This is a genomic window from Tsuneonella suprasediminis, from assembly GCF_003605755.1.
Classification (GTDB): domain Bacteria; phylum Pseudomonadota; class Alphaproteobacteria; order Sphingomonadales; family Sphingomonadaceae; genus Tsuneonella; species Tsuneonella suprasediminis.
Map to the genome: position 1 here is coordinate 95814 of NZ_RAHJ01000017.1, position 22298 is coordinate 118111.

Annotated in this window: 19 protein-coding genes; 6 read left to right on the plus strand and 13 right to left on the minus strand. The window is 63.1% G+C overall.

The window, feature by feature from the left end; all coding sequences use genetic code 11:
* Together D6858_RS05965 and D6858_RS05970 are read left to right on the plus strand one after the other, a co-directional pair.
* Positions 1-2277, plus strand: coding sequence for an autotransporter assembly complex protein TamA (locus D6858_RS05965; protein WP_240623719.1), 2277 nt, complete (start codon positions 1-3; stop codon positions 2275-2277).
* Entirely contained in the window at positions 2277-6509 is a 4233-nt protein-coding gene (locus D6858_RS05970) for a translocation/assembly module TamB domain-containing protein (protein ID WP_120108260.1), read from the plus strand. Before D6858_RS05965 ends, D6858_RS05970 begins: the two co-directional genes overlap by 1 nt.
* A 40-nt stretch (positions 6510-6549) precedes the next feature.
* Here the strand turns inward: D6858_RS05970 and D6858_RS05975 are convergent, their stop codons facing one another.
* From D6858_RS05975 to D6858_RS05985, 3 genes are all read right to left on the minus strand, one after another.
* A complete protein-coding gene (locus tag D6858_RS05975) occupies positions 6550-7140 on the minus strand; it encodes a fasciclin domain-containing protein (protein WP_120108262.1) in 591 nt (196 codons plus the stop codon).
* A gap of 11 nt (positions 7141-7151) precedes the next feature.
* Positions 7152-8261, minus strand: coding sequence for a hypothetical protein (locus D6858_RS05980; protein WP_120108264.1), 1110 nt, complete (start codon positions 8259-8261; stop codon positions 7152-7154).
* A gap of 74 nt (positions 8262-8335) precedes the next feature.
* The gene (locus tag D6858_RS05985) at positions 8336-8911 is read right to left on the minus strand and encodes a lysozyme (RefSeq protein ID WP_120108267.1); all 576 of its coding nucleotides are present in this window, start codon (positions 8909-8911) and stop codon (positions 8336-8338) included.
* An 87-nt stretch (positions 8912-8998) separates the two neighbouring features.
* Between D6858_RS05985 and D6858_RS05990 the strand changes: the two genes are divergently transcribed.
* Positions 8999-9247 (plus strand): hypothetical protein, encoded by a 249-nt coding sequence (locus tag D6858_RS05990; protein WP_120108269.1) that lies wholly within the window; start codon positions 8999-9001, stop codon positions 9245-9247.
* A 270-nt stretch (positions 9248-9517) separates the two neighbouring features.
* Here D6858_RS05990 and glnA read toward each other — a convergent pair whose 3' ends face one another.
* The 5 genes from glnA to D6858_RS06015 all read right to left on the minus strand — a co-directional run bounded on the left by glnA (position 9518) and on the right by D6858_RS06015 (position 14420).
* Positions 9518-10927: a type I glutamate--ammonia ligase gene (glnA, locus tag D6858_RS05995; protein ID WP_120108304.1), complete on the minus strand. Its 1410-nt coding sequence runs from the start codon at positions 10925-10927 to the stop codon at positions 9518-9520.
* A gap of 93 nt (positions 10928-11020) precedes the next feature.
* Positions 11021-11359: a P-II family nitrogen regulator gene (locus tag D6858_RS06000; RefSeq protein ID WP_102156304.1), complete on the minus strand. Its 339-nt coding sequence runs from the start codon at positions 11357-11359 to the stop codon at positions 11021-11023.
* A 251-nt stretch (positions 11360-11610) separates the two neighbouring features.
* Positions 11611-12546, minus strand: a complete 936-nt coding sequence (argC, locus tag D6858_RS06005; protein WP_120108272.1) for an N-acetyl-gamma-glutamyl-phosphate reductase — start codon at positions 12544-12546, stop codon at positions 11611-11613.
* Positions 12547-12552: 6 nt separating this feature from the next.
* The gene (locus tag D6858_RS06010) at positions 12553-12891 is read right to left on the minus strand and encodes an SH3 domain-containing protein (protein WP_120108275.1); all 339 of its coding nucleotides are present in this window, start codon (positions 12889-12891) and stop codon (positions 12553-12555) included.
* A 146-nt stretch (positions 12892-13037) separates the two neighbouring features.
* Positions 13038-14420, minus strand: a complete 1383-nt coding sequence (locus D6858_RS06015) for a leucyl aminopeptidase family protein (RefSeq protein WP_120108277.1) — start codon at positions 14418-14420, stop codon at positions 13038-13040.
* A 36-nt stretch (positions 14421-14456) separates the two neighbouring features.
* Here D6858_RS06015 and D6858_RS06020 point away from each other — a divergent pair, with 36 nt between their 5' ends.
* Complete coding sequence (locus D6858_RS06020) at positions 14457-15326, plus strand: DUF3298 and DUF4163 domain-containing protein (protein WP_165859648.1); 870 nt, start codon at positions 14457-14459, stop codon at positions 15324-15326.
* A 33-nt stretch (positions 15327-15359) separates the two neighbouring features.
* Positions 15360-16187 carry a type I methionyl aminopeptidase gene (gene map, locus D6858_RS06025; RefSeq protein ID WP_120108284.1) on the plus strand — a complete coding sequence of 276 codons (828 nt, stop codon included), beginning with the start codon at positions 15360-15362 and terminating at the stop codon, positions 16185-16187.
* 178 nt (positions 16188-16365) lie between these two features.
* Here the strand turns inward: map and D6858_RS06030 are convergent, their stop codons facing one another.
* Both D6858_RS06030 and ccmA read right to left on the minus strand, forming a co-directional pair.
* The gene (locus D6858_RS06030; protein WP_120108287.1) at positions 16366-17022 is read right to left on the minus strand and encodes a heme exporter protein CcmB; all 657 of its coding nucleotides are present in this window, start codon (positions 17020-17022) and stop codon (positions 16366-16368) included.
* Positions 17019-17600 (minus strand): heme ABC exporter ATP-binding protein CcmA, encoded by a 582-nt coding sequence (gene ccmA, locus D6858_RS06035; RefSeq protein ID WP_120108290.1) that lies wholly within the window; start codon positions 17598-17600, stop codon positions 17019-17021. Before ccmA ends, D6858_RS06030 begins: the two co-directional genes overlap by 4 nt.
* A gap of 47 nt (positions 17601-17647) precedes the next feature.
* Here ccmA and D6858_RS06040 point away from each other — a divergent pair, with 47 nt between their 5' ends.
* Positions 17648-17938 carry a 4a-hydroxytetrahydrobiopterin dehydratase gene (locus D6858_RS06040; protein WP_120108292.1) on the plus strand — a complete coding sequence of 97 codons (291 nt, stop codon included), beginning with the start codon at positions 17648-17650 and terminating at the stop codon, positions 17936-17938.
* Positions 17939-17987: 49 nt separating this feature from the next.
* Here D6858_RS06040 and D6858_RS06045 read toward each other — a convergent pair whose 3' ends face one another.
* The 3 genes from D6858_RS06045 to D6858_RS06055 all read right to left on the minus strand — a co-directional run bounded on the left by D6858_RS06045 (position 17988) and on the right by D6858_RS06055 (position 22113).
* Entirely contained in the window at positions 17988-18794 is an 807-nt protein-coding gene (locus tag D6858_RS06045; RefSeq protein WP_120108294.1) for an SDR family oxidoreductase, read from the minus strand.
* 103 nt (positions 18795-18897) lie between these two features.
* Positions 18898-20970 carry an alpha/beta hydrolase family protein gene (locus D6858_RS06050; RefSeq protein WP_338067271.1) on the minus strand — a complete coding sequence of 691 codons (2073 nt, stop codon included), beginning with the start codon at positions 20968-20970 and terminating at the stop codon, positions 18898-18900.
* A 78-nt stretch (positions 20971-21048) separates the two neighbouring features.
* On the minus strand, positions 21049-22113 hold the full coding sequence (locus D6858_RS06055; protein WP_120108297.1) for an NAD(P)H-dependent flavin oxidoreductase: 1065 nt from the start codon (positions 22111-22113) through the stop codon (positions 21049-21051).
* Between the last annotated feature and the right edge of the window lie 185 nt (positions 22114-22298).

The window sequence follows — 22298 nt, forward strand, 5'->3', positions numbered from 1 at the left end:
TTGCTGACGATAATCGCGGCGGCACTGGCCGCTGTGGCCGCGCCGCAAGGTGCCGTGGCGCAGGATGCCGGCGCCGCTACCGCGGATAGTTCGGATGATCAGGACACTACGGCACCCGATGCCGCCGCCACTGCGGATCAGGGCGCGGATCAGCCGACGGTGCGCCTGCCCGGCGATCCCGATAGCGAGAACCCCGCCAGACCGCGCCGCGCCCCGCGAACCCTGCAAGACCTGATCCCCGATACTGCCGTCGCTGACCCGGAGGCGTGGGCGCAGCAAGGCGCGCCGCAGGATGCCAGCGCCGATGCCGATGCCATCGCGGGCGAAAGCCTTGCCGCGGATTCGCCGCTCAACGATGCGCCGCAGATCGCCATTCCCTGGCCCGACGAGCTGGATCTGCCGCAACTGGCTCCGCTCGAACCGGACGACACGATCCAGTTCGCTGATCTCGATGAAGATATGCAGGCGCCGACGCTGGAAGATGGCGATGTCCGCTCGGTGGCAGGCAATCTGAAGCTTGCTTTCCCCAAAGATGAAGCGGCATTCCCCAAACGCGGCGAATTCACCGACCGGTTCCGTTCGATGTCGACCATTGCCGAACTGAACAAGAACGGGAATAATCTGGCGCAGCTCGCCGCCCGTGCGAAGTCGGACGAAGAACTGCTGGCCACTTTGCTGCGGGTCTATGGTTATTACGACGCGCAGATTATCCGTACCGTCGAAGATAACAGCGGGGATAGCCCCGACGCGGATGGCAAGGCGCAGGTCCGGTTCGATATCATTCCGGGGCAGCATTACCGGTTCGGCGCGATCGACATGGGCGATCTGGCGACCGCGCCCGACGCCGAAACGCTGCGTCAGGCATTCGAAATTCAGACCGGCGATCCGATGTCGAGCGACAAGATCGTGGAAGAACAGGCCGATCTGGACACCGCGCTGGGCGAAACCGGGTATCCGTTTGCCGCCATCCGGGCGCCATCGCTGCTGATCGATCATGATCGGGTCGAAGGCGATCTGACGATGCCGGTCAGCCCCAACGGCAAATTCGTGTTCGGTGAAGTCGTGTCGAAAATGCCCGATTTCCTGTCGAGCCGCCATTTGGAAGAAATCGCCCGGTTCGAACGCGGCGATGTCTATCAGCGCAGCCTGTCGACAGACTTGCGCCGGGCCATTGTCGCCACCGGGCTGGTATCGTCGGTCACGATTACCCCGCGCGCTGTGACCCCGCCCGCAGGCGATACGCCGGGCACCGTGGCGATGGACGTGGAAATGACCCCGGCCAAGCTGCGGACAATAGCCGGCGCCATCGGTTATGGCAAGGCAGAGGGGTTCCGGGTCGAGGCAAGCTGGGAACACCGCAACCTGTTCCCGCCCGAAGGGATGCTGCGGGTGCGCGGTATCGCGGGCACGCGGGAACAGTTGCTGGGCGTGACGTTCCGCAAGAACAATTTCAAAGGGCGCGATAAAGTCCTGACGGTGGATGCGTTCGCTTCGACCATCGATACCGATGCGTATGACGCGAACACGCTGTCGCTGGTCGGATCGCTGGAGAAGACATCGACGCTGCTGTTCCAGAAACCGTTTAGCTGGAGCATCGGCCTGGAACTGGTAGCGACGAAGGAACGGCTCAGGCTGCCCGAACTGGGCCTTGTCATTCCGCTGGATACCTATTTCATCGCGGCCATTCCGGGGCTGGTGGAATTCGATACGTCGGACGATCTGCTGAACCCGACCAAGGGGTTCCGCATCGCCGGCCAGCTCTCGCCCGAAGTGTCGAGCAGGAATGGGGTGCAGAGCTTTTATGTCCGCAGCCAGATCGATGCGGCGATTTACAAATCGGTGGGCAGCCGCGTGATCCTGGCCGGGCGCGGCAGAGTTGGTTCGATCCCCGGCGCGCCGCTCGATGAAATCGCTCCGTCGCGGCGCTTTTACGCCGGGGGCGGCGGGTCGGTGCGCGGATATGGCTACGACGCCATTGGCCCGCGCGATCAGTTCGGCGCGAACACCGGCGGGCGTTCGCTGGTCGAAGCATCGGTGGAAGCCCGCATCAAGACCGGCTTCTTCGGCGGTGCACTGCAAGTCGTGCCGTTCATCGATGCCGGATCGGTCAGCCAGAGCGTGACGCCGACATTCGAAGATATCCGCATCGGCGCGGGGATCGGGGTGCGGTATCTGACCGGGTTCGGCCCGCTGCGGTTCGATATTGCCACACCGCTGAACCCCGAACCGAGCGACGGCCCGGTCGCGGTGTACGTATCGCTGGGGCAGGCATTCTGATGAACGACAGCGAAACCCCTCAGCCCGCACCCGATGCCGCAGTGGAGACTACGCCCGAAAGTGTGGCGGAGCAGGCCCGTGCGCCGCGCCGTTCGCTGGGCCGCAAGCTGGGCAAATGGGCGATTGGCATCGTCGTCGGCATCGTTCTGCTGATCTCCGCCGGGGTCGCGATCCTCAACAGCCCGATCGGCCACCGCTTCGTGGTCGATCAGATCGCCAAAGTGGCACCGGCATCGGGGCTGCGGGTCAAGATCGGGCGGATCGACGGCAATCTGTATGGCACCGCCACGCTGCACGATGTGACGCTGTCCGATCCGAAGGGCGCGTTCCTGCGGGTGCCGCGGGTCGATCTCGACTGGCGACCATTGCACTGGTTTTCCAGCGGGCTGGACGTGCGCGAACTGGTGACGCATCGCGGAACTCTGCTGCGACGGCCAGAGCTTCTGCCGGGCGATCCCGATGCGCCGATCCTGCCCAATTTCGATATCCGGGTGGATCGCCTGCAGATCAGGGATCTGACAATTGCCAAGGGGATCGCAGGCGACAAATCGCACAAAGTGAACTTGCTGGCACAGGCCAATATTCGCAGCGGTAAAGTCTATCTCAAGGCCGATGGCAAGCTGGGCGCGGAAGACCGGCTGCATGCGCTGATCGATGCCGAACCCGATGGGGATAAATTCGATATCGATGCCGATTATATCGCCGCGAAGGATGGGGTGCTGGCCGGGCTGATCGGTGCCGATGCCGGATATCGCGGCAAAGTGTTCGGCAATGGCACGTGGACCCAGTGGAAGGGCGGCGGCGTCGTTACCCGTGACGGCGAACGCTTCGTTGCTTTCCAGCTCAGGAATTATGCCGGGACATATTCGATTGCCGGACAGGCGCAGCCCGCGCCGCTGCTCGATGGCATTCCCGCACGGCTGGCGGGCAAGACGGTGTCCTACCTCGCTGTCGGTACACTCGATAACAGCGTGCTCGACGGGAAGCTGCAACTGGTTGCCAGCGGGCTGCGCGGTTCGGCCGACGGTACACTCGATCTGGGTAACAATCTGGCGCGTAAGCTGGCGGTCGATGCCCGCTTGACCGATCCGGCGCTGCTCGGCCCGGATTCGCGGATCGAAGGGCTGACGTTGAAGGCGATGCTGGATGGCAAGTTCCGCGACCTGTCTGTCGCGCACACGCTGTCGCTGGCGAAATTCGCATCCGGCTCCACGCAATTGAGCGACGTAGTGCAAAAAGGCACGGCGACATACGACGGTGCGCGCTGGGTCTTGCCGCTGAATGCGACCGTGGGCCGGGTGGTTACCGGATCGGCGCAAGTCGATCCGCGACTGATCGGCGGCACGCTGAGCGGCACAGTGACATATGCGGGCAGCAAGCTGGCATCGGATCGGCTGGCGCTGAAATTCCCCGGTGCGGAGGCGCAGCTCGCGCTGGCGGGCGATACTGCCAAGGGAACTTACCGGCTGAGCGGCCCGGTCGTGGCCAATGGGCTGGCGCTGGATAATGTCGGCACGATCAACGCCGCGGCCGATATCGATTTCGCTTACGGGCAGGGGCCGTGGACGCTTTCCGCCGATTTTCAGGGTCGCATTCCGCGGGTCACCAATGGCACGATCGCCAATCTGGCCGGGCCGGACATCCGCCTGCGCGGCGGGGTGACGATGGCGGCCAACACCGCGATCACATTCCGCAATCTGCGGGTCAATGCCGCCAGACTGACGCTGTTCGCTGATGGCACGGTCGGCCCTGATCGCAGCACATTGCGTGGACGAGGCAAGAGCGCGGATTACGGCCCGTTCACGGTGGAGGGCGGTTATACCAGCCGCGGGCCGGAAGCGGTGCTGGTATTTGCCGATCCGCTGCCCGCTGCCGGGCTGAAAGATGTGCGCGTCGCGCTCGCCCCGATAGAGGGCGGCTTCGGCATCGAGACGAAGGGCGAATCGATGCTCGGCCCGTTCGCGGGCACGCTTGGCCTCTATTCCCCCGCCAATGGCCCGACCCGGCTGGCGATTGAAAAGCTCGACATTTGGAAGACTTCGGTCACCGGCGAACTGGTGCTGGGCGACGGCGGTGCCGATGGCACGCTGACGCTGGCTGGCGGCGGGCTGGACGGGACAGTGGCGATTTCCCCGCGCGATGGCGGGCAGGCGTTTGCTGTCGATCTGAAAGCGCGCAAGGCGGCCTTCGGTGGCGCGACACCGCTATCGATTTCCAGCGCCACGATCACAGGTAATGGCTTGCTGAAAGACGGGTCGAGCACGATCAACGGTAATATCGTGGCGCAGGGCGTCGGTTACGACGGGATGTATCTGTCGCGGATGTCGGCGCAGGCGAAGCTGGTGAACGGCAGCGGCACAGTCACAGCGGCGCTGGCAGGGCGGCGCGGCAGCCCGTTCGTGTTGCAGCTCGATGCGAAGATCGCGCCAGACCGCTATGCCGTGGCGGCGCGGGGTAACTATGCGGGCAAGGCGATTGCAATGCCGCGCCGCGCTGTTGTGGTGAAGCGGGAAGATGGCGGCTGGCAGTTGCAGCCGACACAGGTCAACTTTGCCGGTGGCGCGATGATCGCACAGGGCACTTTCGATAACGGGCAAGTGGCCGGGCGCCTGCAACTGGCGGATATGCCGCTGTCGCTGGCCGATCTCGCCGGGGCCGATCTGGGGCTGGATGGCAAGGTCTCGGGCGTGGTCGATATCGCGGGCGAACGCGGCGGCCTGCCCACCGGCGAAGCACGGGTGAAGATCGACGGGCTTTCGCGTTCGGGCCTCGTGCTCACCTCGCGGCCGGTCGATCTGGCGCTGGTGCTCAAGCTGACGCAGGATCAGCTCGCCACCCGCGCCGTGATCGACGATGCCGATGGCAAGCGGCTGGGTCGGTTGCAGGGCCGCATATCGGGCTTGCCACAGGATGGCGGGCTGGCCGACCGGCTGCGCGCGGGCAGCCTGTTCGCACAACTGCGCTATTCCGGTCCGGCGGATGCACTGTGGCGGCTGGCGGCGATCAACACCTTCGACCTCACCGGCCCGCTGTCGGTGGCGGCAGACGTGACCGGCACACTCTCCAGCCCGCAGGTGCGCGGTTCGCTGGCGAGCGATAACATGCGTTTGCGGAGCGGGCTGTCGGGCACCGATATCAGCAAAGTGAAAGCGCGCGGCACGTTCTCCGGCTCGCGCCTGCGGCTCACGTCGTTCTCCGGCACCGCGCCCAATGGCGGCACCGTTGTCGGCAGCGGCACAGTCGATCTCAGCGAGATGAGCGCGGATCGCGGGCCGCAGCTCGATTTGCGGCTGGCCGCGCGCAACGCGGCCTTGCTCGATGCCAACGGTTTGACCGCGACTGTTACCGGGCCGATGCGGATCGTATCGCGCGGCTTCGGCGGCACGATTGCGGGGCGGCTGCGGGTCAACCGGGCCAGCTGGCGCATGGGGATGGCCACGGCGGCATCGGAATTGCCGCAGATCCGCACCCGCGAAATCAACGTCCCGCCCGATATGGCGCCGCGTCAGGCGCGCACCGGTCCGTGGCGCTATATGATCGATGCCACGGCCGAAGGTGGGGTCGATGTGCGCGGCATGGGTCTGGATAGCGAATGGGATGCCGATATCCGCCTGCGCGGCACGACCGACGATCCGCGCATCGGCGGGCGGGCGCAAGTCGTGCGCGGCGATTACACGTTCGCCAGTACGCAGTTCGACCTGACCCGTGGGCGGATCACCTTCGACGAAAGCGTTCCGATCGATCCGCGTCTGGATATCGTGGCCGAAACGACCAAGAACGATCTGACGGTGACGGTGAAGGTGCAGGGCAATGCCATGCAGCCGGAAATCACCTTCTCCTCCAACCCGGCCTACCCGGAAGAGGAAATCCTTTCGCGGCTGCTGTTCGGCGGATCGATCACCAGCCTTTCGGCCACCGATGCCCTGCAACTGGGCGCGGCCGTCGCATCGCTGCAGGGCGGTGGCGGGCTGGACCCGATCAACCAGCTACGCAGCGCCATCGGGCTGGATCGCCTGCGTATCGTCAGCGCGGACCCCGCGATCAACCGCGAAACCTCGGTCGCGCTGGGCAAGAACATCGGGCGCAAATTCTACGTCGAGATTATCACCGACGGGCGCGGATACAGCGCCACGAATGTCGAATTCCGCATTACTTCGTGGCTGTCGCTGCTGGGGTCTATTTCGACGATCGGGCGCGATTCAATCGGGGCGAAGGCCAGTAAGGATTACTGATCTTCGCCCCGATTGAATCGTGCGGCGGAAAGCGGCGGCTTTATTGCTGCGTTGTAGCGGATGGGGCAGCTTTCTTCAGCAGCCCGCTGATCGGCATCGCCACACCGTTGCTGGCAACGATGGCCTGCCCGTCGAGCGTTGCGCGCGACCCGTCTGCGCCCGTGACGAGGATCTTGCTGTCTTCCTGCGTGAAGGTGACAGTGTCGCCACCCATCGTCCGCATTTCGACGGAGCCGTTGTTTTCCGCGATGGCGGTTTCAATCGCTTTGGCGGTCAGCGCGCCGGGCAGAATATGATCGCGCAACACCGCGACAAGTTCGGGCCGATGGGCGGCATCGGTCAATGTTTTGCCCGCTTCGCCCAATTCATCGAACGCGCTGTTTTCTGGCACCAGCACGGTATAACTGCCGGGGCCATCGAACACCCCGGCCAGCCCGGCTTCCGCCATCGCGTCGGACACTTGCGACAGTTCGTTCTGGCCCGCGATGACAGAGGCGAGGGTGCGGGTGGTCTTATCGGCCAAGGCGGTTTTGGCCTTATCCGATGTTTCCTCCCCGCCGCCCGAACAGGCGGCGAGCGGAACCATCAAGCCGACCAGCGCGGCGGTGCCAAGCATTTTTGCGTTTTTCATCAGATGGTTCCTTAACTCAGCAGCTCGATTGCAGCCGTGATAAGCCGGGTCTTGGGATCAACCTGATACACATAGCCATTGGCATAGCGGTAATGGGCATCGGGGCTGTCGTAGTAGCGAGCCTGATAGGCATAGGGCACGTTATACACGCCGTATCCGGCAGGTATCGGCTGGCCCACATTGAACTCATCGCCGGTCAGCAATGCGGCGATGGAAGTGATCGCCTGCGTGCCGGGATCGACCCGGTACAGCACGTTATCGGCATAGCGATAGGCGTCCGGCTGCCCCAGATTGTAGTAATCGGCATAGTAGCCAGGCACTTCAGTCTGGCGGTAATAGCTCGGCCACTGGTTCCCGATCGACAGCGCACCACCCAGCAGAGGGATATAGCCGAGGATCGAATCCCCGCTGATGCGATAAAGATACCCGTTGTCATACCGGTAATCGTTGCCCGACAATCGGTCATATCCCCACCATGACGGGCGGTCGTAAAACGCGTGCCAGGTATCGGGGCGCTTGTTCAACTGGCCCGGAGGGGTGCAGCCGGTGCCCTTTTTGGCGAGGCCGGGCGGGCACCCGTCGATCAGGCCACGGTTGATGGTCCGGTTGATATGCGCGATCCGCGTTACCCGGCGAACAGGGTGACTGGCATCGCCACCGCGCAGATCGCTGCGGTCGGCCAGCCCCCTGGCGCCGTTGTTCCCACCTGCTTTGTTCACCGGCACGGCTTTGCCCGAATTGCCGCGGTCAGGGCTATTGCCAGCCGCGTGTTGGGCCTTGTCCGGCTTGCCCGGTTTCATTGCGCCAGATGCGGTACGCTTGTCGGGCGCGGATTTGGCATTGGTGCCATTGCCATTGCGATTCCCGTTTACAGCGGCGGCTTGTGTGGCCTTCATCGCAGGGCCGTTGGCGGAATTGCCCTTTTGAGGCTCCCTTTGCGGGTTCTGAGCGGATTTGTCATTCTTTGCAGCGTTACCCTGCTTCATAGCGGGGCCATTGTCGGCGGATTTACCGTTGCCGTTTCCGTGCCCGCCGCCGGGGTTGGCAAATGCAGTTATTGGCAGCACGCCGATGGTCGCCGCAAACGCCAGCGTCGCCGCACCTGCTAGTATGGTACGCATGATCGTCTCCTTTGGCCGATAGAACGGGTGATCCTGTCGGGTTGTTCCGGCCTGAAGTCTCAATGATTTGCGCGCTATTCGCTGCTGTAGAGTCTGGCCTCTGCCGCCCGCCGCGTGATCAGGCCGTTCAACACCCGGCCTCCGGCCCGGTTCCAGCGGGCAAATTCGGCTTTGGCACCGGCATAATCGCCGGCGTTGTGGCGGGCGGTCAGAGTAGCGCGGGCGATGGCGCCGGTGTTGTAATGGAAACTGACCAGCGCATCGAACTGCGCCTGCGTAGTCGGACTTTGCCCGATTGCGGCGGCCACTTCAGCGGAATAGCGGGCCAGATCGCTTTCCAGCCGGGCATCGCATTGCGCCTGTGTCCAGACCGTATCCGGGCCGATCCCCTTGCCCGTCGCGCCCCAGCCGATGGTCCACGGGGCACCACCGGTCCCCGGATCGGGGTAGGCGGCGACAGTGCCATCGCCGCGCAAACGGGCGCAGCTTTCGAACCGCTTGATCAGCGCGATGCCATCGGCAGACACGCTGCGGACCGGCATTCCATCCAAAGCGGCATCGATGGCTGTATCGAGTGCCTTCACTTCGCCGCTGGTGAATCCCCGGCGGAGCATGTGGCGGACAGTGTCGAAAATGGTCTTGCGGTGCATAGCTGGCCCCTTCGCTGGTGAATGAGGCCGCACCATCTGGCATCATCGGGGCGAGTAGGAAACCCGCCCAGTGTCGGCGGCGCAGGCATGGCGGCTGTCTATGACCACATCGCCTCCTCACTGCGTCGCCCCGGACCTGATCCGGGGCCCAGCTTTTCGTTCCGCACCGGGCCAGAGGAAGCTGGACCCCGGCTCGGGGGCCGGGGTGACGAGGAGGCGTGGGTGGGGTGGGCGGGGCATCGTGTCGATCTTCGCGGTCCGATCCATCGCGCCACGCCGATCCCGGCCGATCACCTGTTCCTGAGCGGAGACATGGACCGCTCCTTTGAGTTTTGAAATCTGTGACTTTCGGAGAAAAGGGGCAAACAAACAGGTGCTTATGGGAGTTTCGTCGGGCGGCACTGTGGACTTCGGTTTCGCCTCCTCAATCTGCGCCGGAGCATCGCGGCAATCATGGCCCGCGTATGGACCACCGCATCGCCTGTAGGAAACCGTTACCCGCCGGAGCGGGTACGCCGCCAGCCGCACAACAATACCCGCACGAAAAAAGGCGCCCGGTTTCCCGAACGCCTTTCTTCTTCGGCAGCGATTGAGCCGTTAGCTGGCTCAGGCGCTGTAATACATATCGTATTCGACCGGGCTGGGGGTGGTTTCCCAGCGGCTGACTTCGTCCCACTTCAGTTCGAGGTAGGCGTCGATCTGATCCTTCGAGAACACGTCGCCTTTCAGCAGGAATTCGTGGTCGGCTTCGAGCGATTCGAGCGCTTCGCGGAGCGATCCGCAAACGGTGGGAACTTCTGCCAGTTCTGCCGGGGGCAGATCGTAGAGGTTCTTGTCCATCGCTTCGCCGGGGTGGATCTTGTTCTGGATCCCGTCGAGGCCCGCCATCAGCAGCGCGGCGAACGCGAGGTACGGGTTGGCCAGCGGATCGGGGAAACGGAATTCCACGCGCTTCGCCTTCTCGCCCGCACCGTAAGGGATGCGGCACGATGCCGAACGGTTACGCGCCGAATAGGCCAGCAGCACCGGTGCTTCGAAGCCCGGCACCAGTCGCTTGTAGCTGTTGGTGGTCGGGTTGGTGAAGGCATTCAGCGCCTTGGCGTGTTTGATGACACCGCCGATGTAATAGAGGCAGGTGTCCGACAGACCGGCATAGCCATTGCCTGCGAACAGCGGCTTGCCACCATCCCAGATCGACATGTGGGTGTGCATGCCCGAACCGTTGTCGGCCTTGATCGGTTTGGGCATGAACGTCGCCGTCTTGCCGTATGCCTGCGCGACCATCTGCACCACGTACTTGTAAATCTGCACGCGGTCGGCGGTCTGGGTCAGGGTGCCGAAGGTAATGCCCAGTTCGTGCTGCGCGGCGGCCACTTCGTGGTGATGCTTATCCATCGGCAGGCCCATTTCGACCATTGTCGAAACCATTTCGCCGCGGATATCCATGCTGCTGTCGACCGGCGGAACGGGGAAGTAACCGCCCTTGGCGCGCGGGCGGTGGCCCATGTTGCCGCCTTCGTAATCGCGGTTGGTGTTGCCGGGCAGTTCGATGTCGTCGATCTTGAAGCCCGAACCATCATATCCGTCGTAGAACTTCACGTCGTCGAACATGAAGAATTCGGGTTCCGGCCCGACATAGACCGTGTCGCCCACGCCGCTGGCCTTCACATAGGCTTCGGCGCGCTTCGCGGTCGAACGCGGGTCACGCGCGTAGAGATCGCCGGTAGACGGCTCGACAATATCGCAGAACAGAATCAGCATCGGCGTGGCTGAAAACGGTTCGACATAACATGCGTCGAGGTCCGGCTTCAGGATCATGTCGGATTCGTTGATGACCTTCCAGCCTTCGATCGACGAACCGTCGAACATCAGGCCCTGTTCCAGCTCGTCTTCGCCCAGCGGGGCGGCCAGCATCTGGAGGTGCTGCCACTTACCCTTGGGGTCGGTGAAGCGAAGATCGACCCATTCGATCTCTTCATCCTTGATCTTCTTGAGGATGTCCTTCGCAGAAGCCATTTTAATCATCCCTTTCAGTATATCCCGGCAAGTCTGCCGGGGGATTTTCGAAATTCGGTTGCGATCCGTCGAAGGACGGATGCGAACGGCGCGTCAGATCGCGTCGTCGTCTTTCTCGCCGGTGCGGATGCGGAGTGCGCTGTCGATGGTGGATACGAAAATCTTGCCGTCACCGATGCGCCCCGTCTGGGCGGCACCGGCAATCGCCTCCACCGTGCGTTCGGCGATGGCATCGGGCACGATCACTTCCAGTTTCACCTTAGGCAGGAAATCGACGACGTATTCGGCACCGCGATACAGTTCCGTATGACCCTTCTGCCGGCCAAAGCCCTTCGCTTCGAGCACAGTGATACCCGACACGCCGATTTCGTGCAGCGCTTCCTTCACTTCGTCGAGCTTGAACGGCTTGATGATCGCTTCGATCTTTTTCACATGACCCCCGCAGAAAGGACCGCCTGCATGCGCGGTTTCGCGCGCCGCAGCCGGGTGGCTGAATTTGCCTTGGTAATAATTCTTCAAGAATCGTGCCAAGGGATGATGCGGAAGACCCTAGGGCAACGAAACGCGCGTTTAAAGGGCACTTTGGTATAGGATCGGGTGGGCGTGGTGTGGCTGCATATCGCCGTGCCGACGATATCTGCCGCCGGAACAGGCAGGCACTGCCTAATTTTCAGGCAGTGAGCTCAGTCGTTGAGCGACAGCCCGGCGGTTTCGGGCAGTCCGGCCATCAGGTTCAGGCTCTGCACTGCGGCGCCGCTGGCTCCTTTGCCCAGATTGTCGAGCGCGGCGATCAGCCGTGCCTGCGACCCGTCTGCGCGGCTGAATACGAACAGTTCCAGCCTGTCGCCCGGCGCGCGCGATCCGCGCAGCAGAATTTCGCCATCTTCGGGGGGTGTTCCCATCCGCACGATCGCGCTGTCGCCGCAGAAATCCGCCAGCGCATCGCGCATCGCGTCCGCGCTGCCCGCACCCGGAATGGCCGCCAGCGGCAGGGGTACTTCCACCACCATCCCGCGATGGGCGGGCACTACGGCGGGCGCAAACACCGGTGCATAGGCCAGCCCCGCATGGCGCTGCATTTCGGGCAGATGCTTGTGCTCTAGCGTCAGGCCATAATCGCGGAACGCAATGTCCCGATCCGCTTCGAACCGGGCGATCAGCGCCTTGCCACCGCCCGAATATCCCGAGACGGCATTGACGGTGTATGGCCAGTCGGCAGGCAGCAGCCCGGCACGCACCAGCGGCGCGACCAGCGCGAGGAATCCGGTGGGATAACAGCCGGGATTGGACACTCGCATGGCCCCGGCCACAGCATCGCGCCCGATCAGTTCGGGAAAGCCATAAGTCCACCCGTCGGCCACGCGGTGCGCGCTCGATGCGTCGATCACCCGCACTTTGCTGGCCGGATCGATCAGCGCGACGGCTTCGCGGGCGGCATCGTCGGGCAGGCAGAGGATCGCGAAATCGGCTTCGTTCAGCGCTTCGCGGCGGGCGGCGGCATCCTTGCGCCGCGCTTCGTCGAGCGTGACAAGCGCAAATTCGCTGCGGCCAGCGAGCCGTTCAGCAATTTCCAGCCCGGTGGTGCCAACAGCTCCGTCGATAAATACACTGGCGGTCATGGCGGATCAGGCAAGCTGAGTGATATGCAGATAGCCGGTAGGACCATCCGGCCCGCAGCATCCCCAGCACCAGTCGCCCGCATAGTCGAGCGCTTCGAACCCGGCGCCCGGTTCGAGCGTCGCGACCACTTCGGCGGTGTCCGATGGAGTCAGCAGCAGTTGCGCCCCTGCTGCCCCGATTTCGCGAAGAATCGGAATGACATATGCCGCGACCAGATAGCGGTTGGCTAACGCGATATGGGCGATGTCACCACGCAGCGGCAGCGTGCCGGGTTCAGGGCGCGCGACAGGCCCGGACAGCGAAAGCTGGCCGACGGGCAGAGTATATTCGCCAGTATTCGTCACGAAACTTCTATTCTTGCCCCCAAGGGTGAAAGATTTGCGCGCTTATACTGTGGCGGCGGTGCGGGCAAGCGCACCGCGCGAGTTGCCCCCTGATAGCTCCACAATGGTTCTTTTCAGCACACCCGATAACGCTGGTATGTCTGAGTCTAGCCATACCGTTCGCACAGCATGTGCCACGCCGCGCGCAGGCCCAGCGCCGCGCCGCCCTTGGGTCGCCCCGGCTTTGCCACCGGTCGCCAGGCGAATGTGTCGAAATGGGCCCAGTCGATGTTCTCGCCAACGAATTTGTCGAGGAACAGGCCCGCCACGCTGGCCCCGGCGAAGCCATTGCTTGCCGCGTTGTTGGTGTCGGCAATATCGGATTTGAGATATTCGAGATAGGCGGCGGGCAGCGGCAGACGCCAGGTTTCGTCGTCATGCGCCTTGCCCGCCGCGATCAGCGCCTCTGCCGTCGCATCGCGCCGTGCCATCAGCGCAGGCAGATCGGGGCCGAGCGCGACACGGGCTGCGCCGGTCAGCGTAGCGAAATCGATAATCAGATCGGGCTTTTCCTCGCTCGCGCGGGTCAGGGCATCACCCAGGATCAGGCGACCTTCGGCATCGGTATTGCCGATTTCCACTGTCAGCCCCTTGCGGCTTTGCAACACATCGCCGGGGCGGAAAGAATTGCCCGCGATAGCATTCTCCACCGCCGGTACGATCATATGCAGCCGCACTTTCAGCCCGGCTTCCATAATCAGCCCGGCCAGCGCGATCACGTGGGCTGCGCCGCCCATGTCTTTCTTCATCAGAGCCATGCCACTGGCCCCCTTGATATCCAGCCCGCCGGAATCGAAGCAGACGCCTTTGCCGACCAGCACCAGCACCGGGTGCTTTTCATCCCCCCATGTCAGGTGCAGCAGGCGCGGCGCATGCTCGCGCGATGCGGCACGGCCCACTGCGTACACCATCGGATATTCGCGTTCGAGCTGATCGCCCTTCACGACCGACAGTTTCGCCTTGTGCTTTTTGGCCAGCGCTTCGCATTCGGCCTCTATTGCGGCCGGCCCCATGTCTTCGGCCGGGGTGTTGACGAGATCGGCCACTTTCATCGTCGCCTGCGCCTCTGCCACAACGGCGTCGATCGCTTTCACGTCCCTGGTCAGCAATATGCGTGGGCCGGTGGAATCGGGATCGTCGTGATAGCGGGTGAAACGATACTGCGCGGTTTGCCAGCCGAACACCGCCGGGCCGGGGCTGCCGGTAGCGAGGCGATAAGTGCCTGCCGGCAGCGTTTCGGCCAGTTTGGCAAGGCACCAGCTCGACAGTTCATCCGGGTTGGCGACACCGCCTACAGCAAACCATTTGTCGCCATCGGGAACAATAGCGGTCTGATAACCATTTCCTTCGAACTTTTGTGCAGCGAGTGTGGCTTTCTGGCCAGCGGCAAGTGATTTCATCCAGTTACCGAAGCTGTCCTGGTTAACGATATGAATTGGGGTGGCGTCTTGTCCGCGATCAGGCTGGACCAGTTGGTTCTTGCTGTTCATATCTACGTTATATTGCCGTTTGACTGGAGAATTCCAATGCCTGTTCGTTCCTTATTGTCGATTGCGGCGGTCCTCGCTGTCGCTGGCTGCTCGGTCAGCGAGGGTACGGCCGACGATACTGCGAGTGCGGGGCCCGATAACGTCGCTGCATCCAGCGCGGCAAGCAGTGCGACGGTAGTGGATGGCGCGAGCACCGCCGCCGCCAGCGCCACTGCTACCAGCAGTGCCAAGGGCGTGGCTATCGTTCAGAAAGAAAAGAAGGACGGCGGTGAATGGGAATTCGCATATTCCTGGCCCGGTGCGGTGGTCGCACGCCCCGAACTCGCTGCGATTCTGAAGAAAGAAAGCGATGCCGCACTGAAGAGCGAACGGGCTGAGTATGCGGATGCTATCGCCAACTCTCCGCCTGATTGCACCTCCTGCCGCAGCCGCAGTTACGAAAAAGAATGGAAAGTCGTGGCCAGTGTACCCGGCTACCTGAGCCTGTCGGCCAACATTTCCACTTATACCGGCGGCGCACACGGTATGTATGGTCGCGAATCGAGCGTGTGGGTCGAAGGCGGCAAGAAACTGGTGAAGGGAGTGGATCTGTTCACGTCCGCCGCTGCTCTGGACAAGGCACTGCAGCCCGCACTGTGCAAGGCGCTGGATGTCGAACGCGCGAAACGGCGGGGCGATTTCAAGCCCAATGCCGATTACGGGTTCGACGATTGCCAGCACGTGAAAGATGCGACGGTGTTCGTCGGTTCCAGCAATGGCAAGGCCTTCGATCGCGTCGGCATCTATTTCGGGCCATATGTCGCCGGCCCTTACGCCGAAGGCGATTATGAGCTGACTTTGCCGGTAACCAAGGCGGTGCTGGCAACGGTGAAGCCCGAATACAAGGCGGCCTTCGCTGCGAAGTAGCAATTTGCGCGCACAGTCGCTAAATGGGCGGGCATGACTGAATACCAGACCATTACCGGCGACGAAACCGTCATCCGCGACGGAACCATCAAGCTCCACGGCCCGGAGGCATTCGAAGGGATGCGCCGGGCCGGGCGGCTGGCTGCGGAAATCCTCGACGCCCTGGCGCCGATGGTGCAGCCGGGCGTGACCACGGCGGAACTGGACGATGTCGTGCGCCAGATGACTCTGGATGGCGGGGCGGTGCCTGCTACGCTCGGTTATCGCGGCTATACCCATTCGTGCTGCATTTCGATCAACCACGTGGTGTGTCACGGTATCCCCAGTGACAAGCAGTTGAAGGACGGGGACATCGTCAACATCGACGTGACCCCGCTGCTCGATGGCTGGCATGGCGATACCAGCCGCATGTATCTGGTGGGCGATGTCTCGCTGAAGGCGCGCCGTCTGGTCGATGTGACCCACGAATGCCTGATGATCGGCATCGATCAGGTGAAGCCCGGCGCGCGGCTGGGCGATATCGGCGCGGCGATTCAGGCCCACGCCGAACAGTTCCGCTATGGCGTGGTCCGTGAATTCTGCGGCCACGGACTGGGCCGTCTGTTCCACGATGCCCCCGAAGTGGTCCACGCGGCCAAGGCAGGCACCGGACCCGAACTGCGCCCCGGTATGTTCATGACCATCGAACCGATGATCAACCTCGGCAAGCCGTGGGTCAAACTGCTCAGCGACGGATGGACGGCGGTGACGCGCGACAAGAGCCTGTCCGCGCAGTTCGAGCATTCGATCGGTATCACCGAAGACGGCTGCGAGATTTTCACGCTGAGCCCCAGGGGGCTGGACAAGCCGCCTTACGCATAAATCGAGCGGTTGCGGGTGATGCTGCATTGCGCACGTGCCCGCAATTCGATCAACTCGTCATTACAGGGAGCCGTAGGCGACGCGGCAATCCGCAGTCCCGCCTTCGGGGTAATGGCCGGGTAATTGCGGGTTCACAGGACGTCGCCCAGCACCGCTTTCATCAACCAGACCGGGCGGCTTACCCCTCGCGCCCCGCGCGTATCGCGGCCCCGGCCGCGAACGGTGCCACCGCGCATAACGCCAGGCTGATCGCGGCACACAGGGCAATCCCTGTATCGTCAGGGCGGGCGAGGGCGCCTGCACCGAAGATCAGGATCGGCACGCCCAGCGGCACCAGCAGCAACCCGCCCAAGGCCGCTCCGCTCCGCAGCGCAGTGGTCAGGGCGGCGATCACCAGCCCGATGGCCGCCAGCCCCGGTGTGCCTGCCAGCAGGCCCAGCAGCAGGGTCTGCAATGTCCGCCCGTCCAGCCCGAGCAAAGCAGCGGCAGGCAAAGTGGCAAGCAACAGCAGCGGGCCGAAGCTGAGCCAATGGGCCAGCAATCGCGCGGCCATCGCCAGTTCTTCCGACAGACCGCGCAAGGCGAGCTGATCGAACACCCCGGCTTTGACATCGGGGGTCACCAGCCGGTCTATCGGCAGGATGCTGGCCAGCAGCGCCGCGATCCACAACACGCCGCCGCCGGTGCGCGCCAGCAATGGCGCGTCCGGCCCCACGGCAAACGGGAACAGCACCGCCACCGCCACAAAGAAAAGCATCGGCAGCAAAGGCCCGCCGCGTCCGTTGCCGAGCAGCAGCGACAAATCGCGCCGCAACAGGCGTGCGAAACCGCTCATACCGCGAACTCCGCCAGATCGAGCGTCTGCAGATCGGGTACGGCGAACGGCTGGTGCGATGCAATCATCGCGATGCCGCCTTGCGCGCAATAATGAGCGACCGCAGACTGCAACCGCTCGCCTGCATGAATGTCCAGCCCGTTGAGCGGTTCATCAAGCAGCCAGATCGCCGCCTGTCGCGCGTTCGACTGCACAATCGCCGCGCGTTTGCGTTGCCCGGTGGAGAGATACCGTACCGGCACATCGAGCAAAGTGTCGAGCCCGTGCATCGCCAGCACCTCGGGTGAAATGGCACCGCCATCGATGCGATTCCAGAATGCCAGCGCTTCGCCCAGCGGCAGATGTTCGTCCAGCGGCAGGCGGCCATCGAGCAGCGCAGGCAGTCCGCTGGCGCTGACCGATCCCGCATAAGGGGCAAGCAATCCGGCGAGAATTCGCAGCAGGCTGGTCTTGCCCGTGCCATTGGCACCCAGCACCTGCATCGCTTCCCCCGCGCCGAGCGCAAAGCTCAGGCCGCGAAACAACAATCGGTCGCCGCGTCGGCAGGCAATATCCGTGGCGGCGAGGCTGGCTTGCATGGGGCAGCGCGATAAGCGAAAGCCTGCCGGTGAACAAGGAGTCCCGTATGCCGATTGCCGAACTGACCGCCGCCGAACGCACTGCGATGATGGCAGGGCTGCCCGAATGGCAGCTGGCGCGCGATGACAAGGCGATAGAACGGACGTTCGAATTTGCCGATTTCAGCGCGGCGTGGGGCTTCGTGGCGCGAATCGCGCTGCTGGCGGAAAAGGCCGATCACCATCCCGAATGGTTCAACGTTTACAACCGGGTGGAAATTACTCTGACCACGCACGACGCAGGCGGCCTGAGCCAGCGCGATGCAGACATGGCCACCGCTATAGATCGCTTGCTGTAATCCTCCCCGAAATGGGGAGAGTTGGGGAAGGGCGGCGGATCAGTCCGCCTTACTGCCCCAACGGACGCGCATTATCGCGGGCCATTTTGCGGACCCGGCCCGGCATCCAGCGCGCACCGAAGGCAATGCGCTGCGCTGTCTTGCCGACCAGCGTGTGCAGTTTATCGCCATGCACGGCATCCCATGCCGCCTGCGCCACTGCCAGCGGCGGGGTGATTTCCAGCCCGGCGGCCATCACCCGTTCGCGGATCGATTCATTGCTCGACTGGTTGGGTGCCTTCTCGATCAGCGGGGTGTCGATGAAGCCAGGGCACAGGCTGCGTACATTGATGCCGAATTCGGCCCATTCCGCATCGAGCGCTTCGGTCACACCGCGCACCCCGAACTTGGTCGCTGAATAGACCGATGCGCCGCCGGTGCCATAAATCCCCGCCGCGCTGGCGGTGTTGAGCAGGCAGGAGCCGGGTGCAGTTTTCTTCAGGTGGGGCAGAGATGCCTGCGCGCCATAGAGCACGCCCTTCAGATTGATATCGATGCAGCGGTCGATTTCGTCGGTGGTGTTGTCCGACAGCGAACCGCCCAGCGGAATACCTGCATTGTTCGCCACCACATCGATCCGCCCGCCGGCGGCTTCGGAAAAGGCATCGAGGGCGATGTCCCAGGCAGGCCGGTCGCGCACGTCGAACTTGTGAGTGAAGCATCTATCCGCGCCGATTGCGTTGCACGTGGTCGTCATCGCATCGCCATCGATATCGCCCAGACCGACATACCATCCGCGCCCGGCGAAATATTCCGCGATGGCCCGCCCGATACCGGAACCGCCACCCGTGACGAAGATCGCCTTGCGTTCGCTCATCCTTGCACTCTCCCCGAAATATATAACCGCGCGAAAGGGTGTTCCCATCGCGCGGTTATAGTGTGTGCAGCGATCCGTTGCGTAATGCAACGGGGGTTACGCGTTACTTCGCGGTCGCGTCGTCCAGCCCTTTCACGAACTGGCCGCCCTGGATGATTTCCGCAGTCGAGTCCTTCACTGTTTCCCCGATCGGTTCCGACCGGCCATTGAGGCACGTGGCGAGGAAATTCTCAGTGATCGCGTTGAAGGCGATGTTGTTGGTCGGCTTGGCAAAACCGTGCCCTTCGTCGGGGAACAGCACGTAAGTTACCGGGATGCCCTTGGCCTTCATCGCATCGGCGATCTGGTCGCTTTCCGCTTTGTTGACGCGCGGATCGTTGGCGCCCTGTCCGATCAGCAGCGGGCGCATGATATCGCCTGCCTTGTAGAGCGGGCTGCGTTCCTTGAGCATCGCCAACCCTTCGGGCGTTTCGGGATTGCCCATCCGCTGATGGAACTGCGCGATCACCGGCTCCCAATAGGGCGGAATGGTTTTCAGCAGAGTTTCCAGATTCGACGGGCCGACGATATCGACGCCGCAGGCATATTCGGTGGGGGTGAAGGCCATGCCCGCCAGCGTGGCATATCCGCCATAGCTGCCGCCCATGATCGCCACTTTGTCTTTGTTGGTCACACCTTTATCGACCGCCCATGCGACCGCATCGACCAGATCGTCCTGCATCTTGCGGCCCCATTGCAGGTTGCCCGCTTCGATGAACGATTTGCCGAACCCGGTCGAGCCGCGGAAATTGACGCTAAGCACAGCATAGCCGCGGTTGGCCAGCCACTGGTGATAGCTGTTGTAGCCATATCCATCGCGCGCCCACGGGCCGCCATGAACCAGCAGCACCATCGGCACCGGCGCATCGGGCACCCCATCGGCATTGCTGTCGCTGCCCGGCGGCAAGGTCAGGTAACTGACCAGCGTCAGCCCGTCGCGCGATGTGATTTCCAGCGGGTGCATCGGTTGCAGCGGCGCGCCTGCCAGTTCGGGCCGGGTGGTGTAGAAATCGGTGAGCGTCTTCGCCTTGCGGTCGTAGATATAGGTCTTGCTGGGGGCAGAGACGGGATCGTTCCACACGATCCATTTGGTATCGTCGTCTGTCCGGCTCGATACACCGAATTCGCCATCGAACTTGCTGTCGAGCCAGTCGAGCGAAGCCTTGATATTGGGGTCGAGCGCGGTCCATTCGGTTTTCAGGTAATCGACCGAGTAGGCTTCGACTTCGCCGGTAATCGGGTCGGTCATGACCCCGCCGATATCGGCCTTGTCATTTTCCGCGATAACCTTGCGTTCACCGGTTGCCACGTCCTGCGCGTAAAGCGCGGCGGTGTCGCGGCCACGGCTGTCTAACCAGTACAGCGTCTTGCCGTCGGTGGTGTATCCGGCGGGCGATGTCGTCAGCGAATCTTCCAGTCCGGTGCTGGTGAACGGCTTGTCCGCGATTTTGCCATCGTCGATTGCGAAATAGTCCATCCCGCCCTCTGCATTGGGGCGCAGCGCCATCCGCAGGTGCAGGTTGTTGTCAGCGAGGAATCCGGCATAGCCATCGTTCTGCAACACTTCGGTCAGCTTGCCGCTGCCGAGGTCGAGCAGATAGACATCATGGAACCGCGCATCGCGATTGTTGAGGCCGACCAGCAGTTTATCCTTCTGAATGGTCGATGCGCCCACCAGTTGCACCCGCGTCTTCTCGAACGGAGTGAGGGTGGTTTCCTTGCCGCTGGCGACATCCACGCCATAGAGCAGGAAATTCTCGTCTCCGCCCTTGTCCTGAATACACAGGATGCTCTTGCTGTCGGGCGCCCAGAAATACTGCCGGATCGGGCGGTCGGTCGATGCAGTCATCGCCTTGGCGGCAGATGGATCGGCGGCGGGGGCCATGAACACGTTGAGCACCCCGTCTTTCGGGGCCAGCCAGCTCAGCCACTTGCCATCGGGGCTTAGCTGGCCCCCGGCGCGGGTGGGATTGCCGAACAGATCATCGCGTGGGATCAGTTTGGCTTGATCGACCTTCGCTTCTACGGCGGCGGTCTTGCTGGCGGTCATCGATTTCTCCTGACTGGCATATGCGGCAGTGGCCGTGATGAGGCCCGCCGCTGTGGCGAGCAGAGCGGCTTTGCGAACAATGGACATATTGGAAGTTCCTCCCCTGAGAATACTGTATTGTGGAGATAATACAGATCGCGGCGAGGTCAAGGGTATCGGTGGGCGCTACGGCCTTGTTCGCGCCTGATCCAGTTCGCTCCGCAGCGTTGCCACCAGTTGTGCGGCGGGCATCGCGCGGGCCAGCGGGGCACCTTGCCCCGCCCATTGCGCGCCATAGCCGAACTTGCCCTGCGCCTTCGCGGCGGCGTGCAGCGCCTTTCCTGCGTCGTATGCTCTCGGATAATCGGGCGGAAGTCGATCTCCCGCGCTGCCTGCCAGAGCGGTGAACCGATTGGCGAGGGCGCGCGCGGGCCTGCCGGAGATAAGCGGGGTGAGCATGGTGTGATACGCGCCGGGACCGCGGAGCGCCGCGCGATACGCATCGTCCGCTGCCGATTCCGGGCAAGCGACGAATGCTGTACCAAGCTGTGCCGCCACTGCACCGAGATCGAGCGCAGCCGCTATTCCCGCGCCATCCATAATCCCGCCCGCTGCGATCACCGGCAGTCGCGTGTGCCGTACCAGCAGCCGGGTGAGCGCCATCGTGCCGAGCGCATCGTCGGGCGCGGCGGGATCGAATATGCCGCGATGGCCGCCTGCCTCGATCCCTTGCGCGACGATAGCATCGATACCGGCGGCTTCAATCGCCTTGGCTTCGGCAAGGCTGGTCGCGGTCGCCATCAGATAGATGCCGCGTTCGCGCATTGCCGACACCGCATCGGGGCCGGGCAGGCCGAAGTGGAAGCTGACCACTGGCGGCGCCGTTTCCAGCAACATCGCCAGCATAGCGGGATCGTCAGCAAAGCTGGTGTAGATGGTGTTCAGCGATGCGGGCGGCTGCGCGCCGTATTGCCGAAATACCGGCTCAAGCCATGCCAGCCACTCGGCTTCGCGTTCGGCATCGGGTGTCGGGCTGTCATGCACGAACAGGTTGACGTTGAAAGGCTTGCTGGTGCGGCCGCGCAATTCCCCGATCATCGCCCGCGCATCATCTGCATCGGTCGCACCAATCCCGATGGAGCCCAGCGCCCCAGCCTCCGCAACCTCAGCCGTCATCAGCGGCGTCGAAACACCCGCCATCGGTGCCTGTATCAACGGGACGGTGAGCTGGAAGCGATCAATCAAAGACATACCTCTCCACTAGCGCGCGGTTTGGGGAGAGCCAAATTGGGGGGATGTCTGTTATGGGGGGAAGATGGACGTTGCTCTTACAAACAAGGTCGTTAGGCTTTGTTTCATGTCACGTGCCCTCACTATGCTGGCTTTGAACCGCCCCGGGATTGTCGGAGGCCCTAACTCCTGAGAGGAAGGGTCTA

Coding starts and splice junctions, on each gene's coding strand:
- D6858_RS05970 (WP_120108260.1), top strand. CDS start 2,277: ATGAACGACAGCGAAACCCCTCAGCCCGCACCCGATGCCGCAGTGGAG.
- D6858_RS05975 (WP_120108262.1), bottom strand. CDS start 7,140: ATGAAAAACGCAAAAATGCTTGGCACCGCCGCGCTGGTCGGCTTGATG.
- D6858_RS05980 (WP_120108264.1), bottom strand. CDS start 8,261: ATGCGTACCATACTAGCAGGTGCGGCGACGCTGGCGTTTGCGGCGACC.
- D6858_RS05985 (WP_120108267.1), bottom strand. CDS start 8,911: ATGCACCGCAAGACCATTTTCGACACTGTCCGCCACATGCTCCGCCGG.
- D6858_RS05990 (WP_120108269.1), top strand. CDS start 8,999: ATGGCGGCTGTCTATGACCACATCGCCTCCTCACTGCGTCGCCCCGGA.
- glnA (WP_120108304.1), bottom strand. CDS start 10,927: ATGGCTTCTGCGAAGGACATCCTCAAGAAGATCAAGGATGAAGAGATC.
- argC (WP_120108272.1), bottom strand. CDS start 12,546: ATGACCGCCAGTGTATTTATCGACGGAGCTGTTGGCACCACCGGGCTG.
- D6858_RS06015 (WP_120108277.1), bottom strand. CDS start 14,420: ATGAACAGCAAGAACCAACTGGTCCAGCCTGATCGCGGACAAGACGCC.
- D6858_RS06020 (WP_165859648.1), top strand. CDS start 14,457: ATGCCTGTTCGTTCCTTATTGTCGATTGCGGCGGTCCTCGCTGTCGCT.
- map (WP_120108284.1), top strand. CDS start 15,360: ATGACTGAATACCAGACCATTACCGGCGACGAAACCGTCATCCGCGAC.
- D6858_RS06030 (WP_120108287.1), bottom strand. CDS start 17,022: ATGAGCGGTTTCGCACGCCTGTTGCGGCGCGATTTGTCGCTGCTGCTC.
- ccmA (WP_120108290.1), bottom strand. CDS start 17,600: ATGCAAGCCAGCCTCGCCGCCACGGATATTGCCTGCCGACGCGGCGAC.
- D6858_RS06040 (WP_120108292.1), top strand. CDS start 17,648: ATGCCGATTGCCGAACTGACCGCCGCCGAACGCACTGCGATGATGGCA.
- D6858_RS06045 (WP_120108294.1), bottom strand. CDS start 18,794: ATGAGCGAACGCAAGGCGATCTTCGTCACGGGTGGCGGTTCCGGTATC.
- D6858_RS06050 (WP_338067271.1), bottom strand. CDS start 20,970: ATGTCCATTGTTCGCAAAGCCGCTCTGCTCGCCACAGCGGCGGGCCTC.
- D6858_RS06055 (WP_120108297.1), bottom strand. CDS start 22,113: ATGTCTTTGATTGATCGCTTCCAGCTCACCGTCCCGTTGATACAGGCA.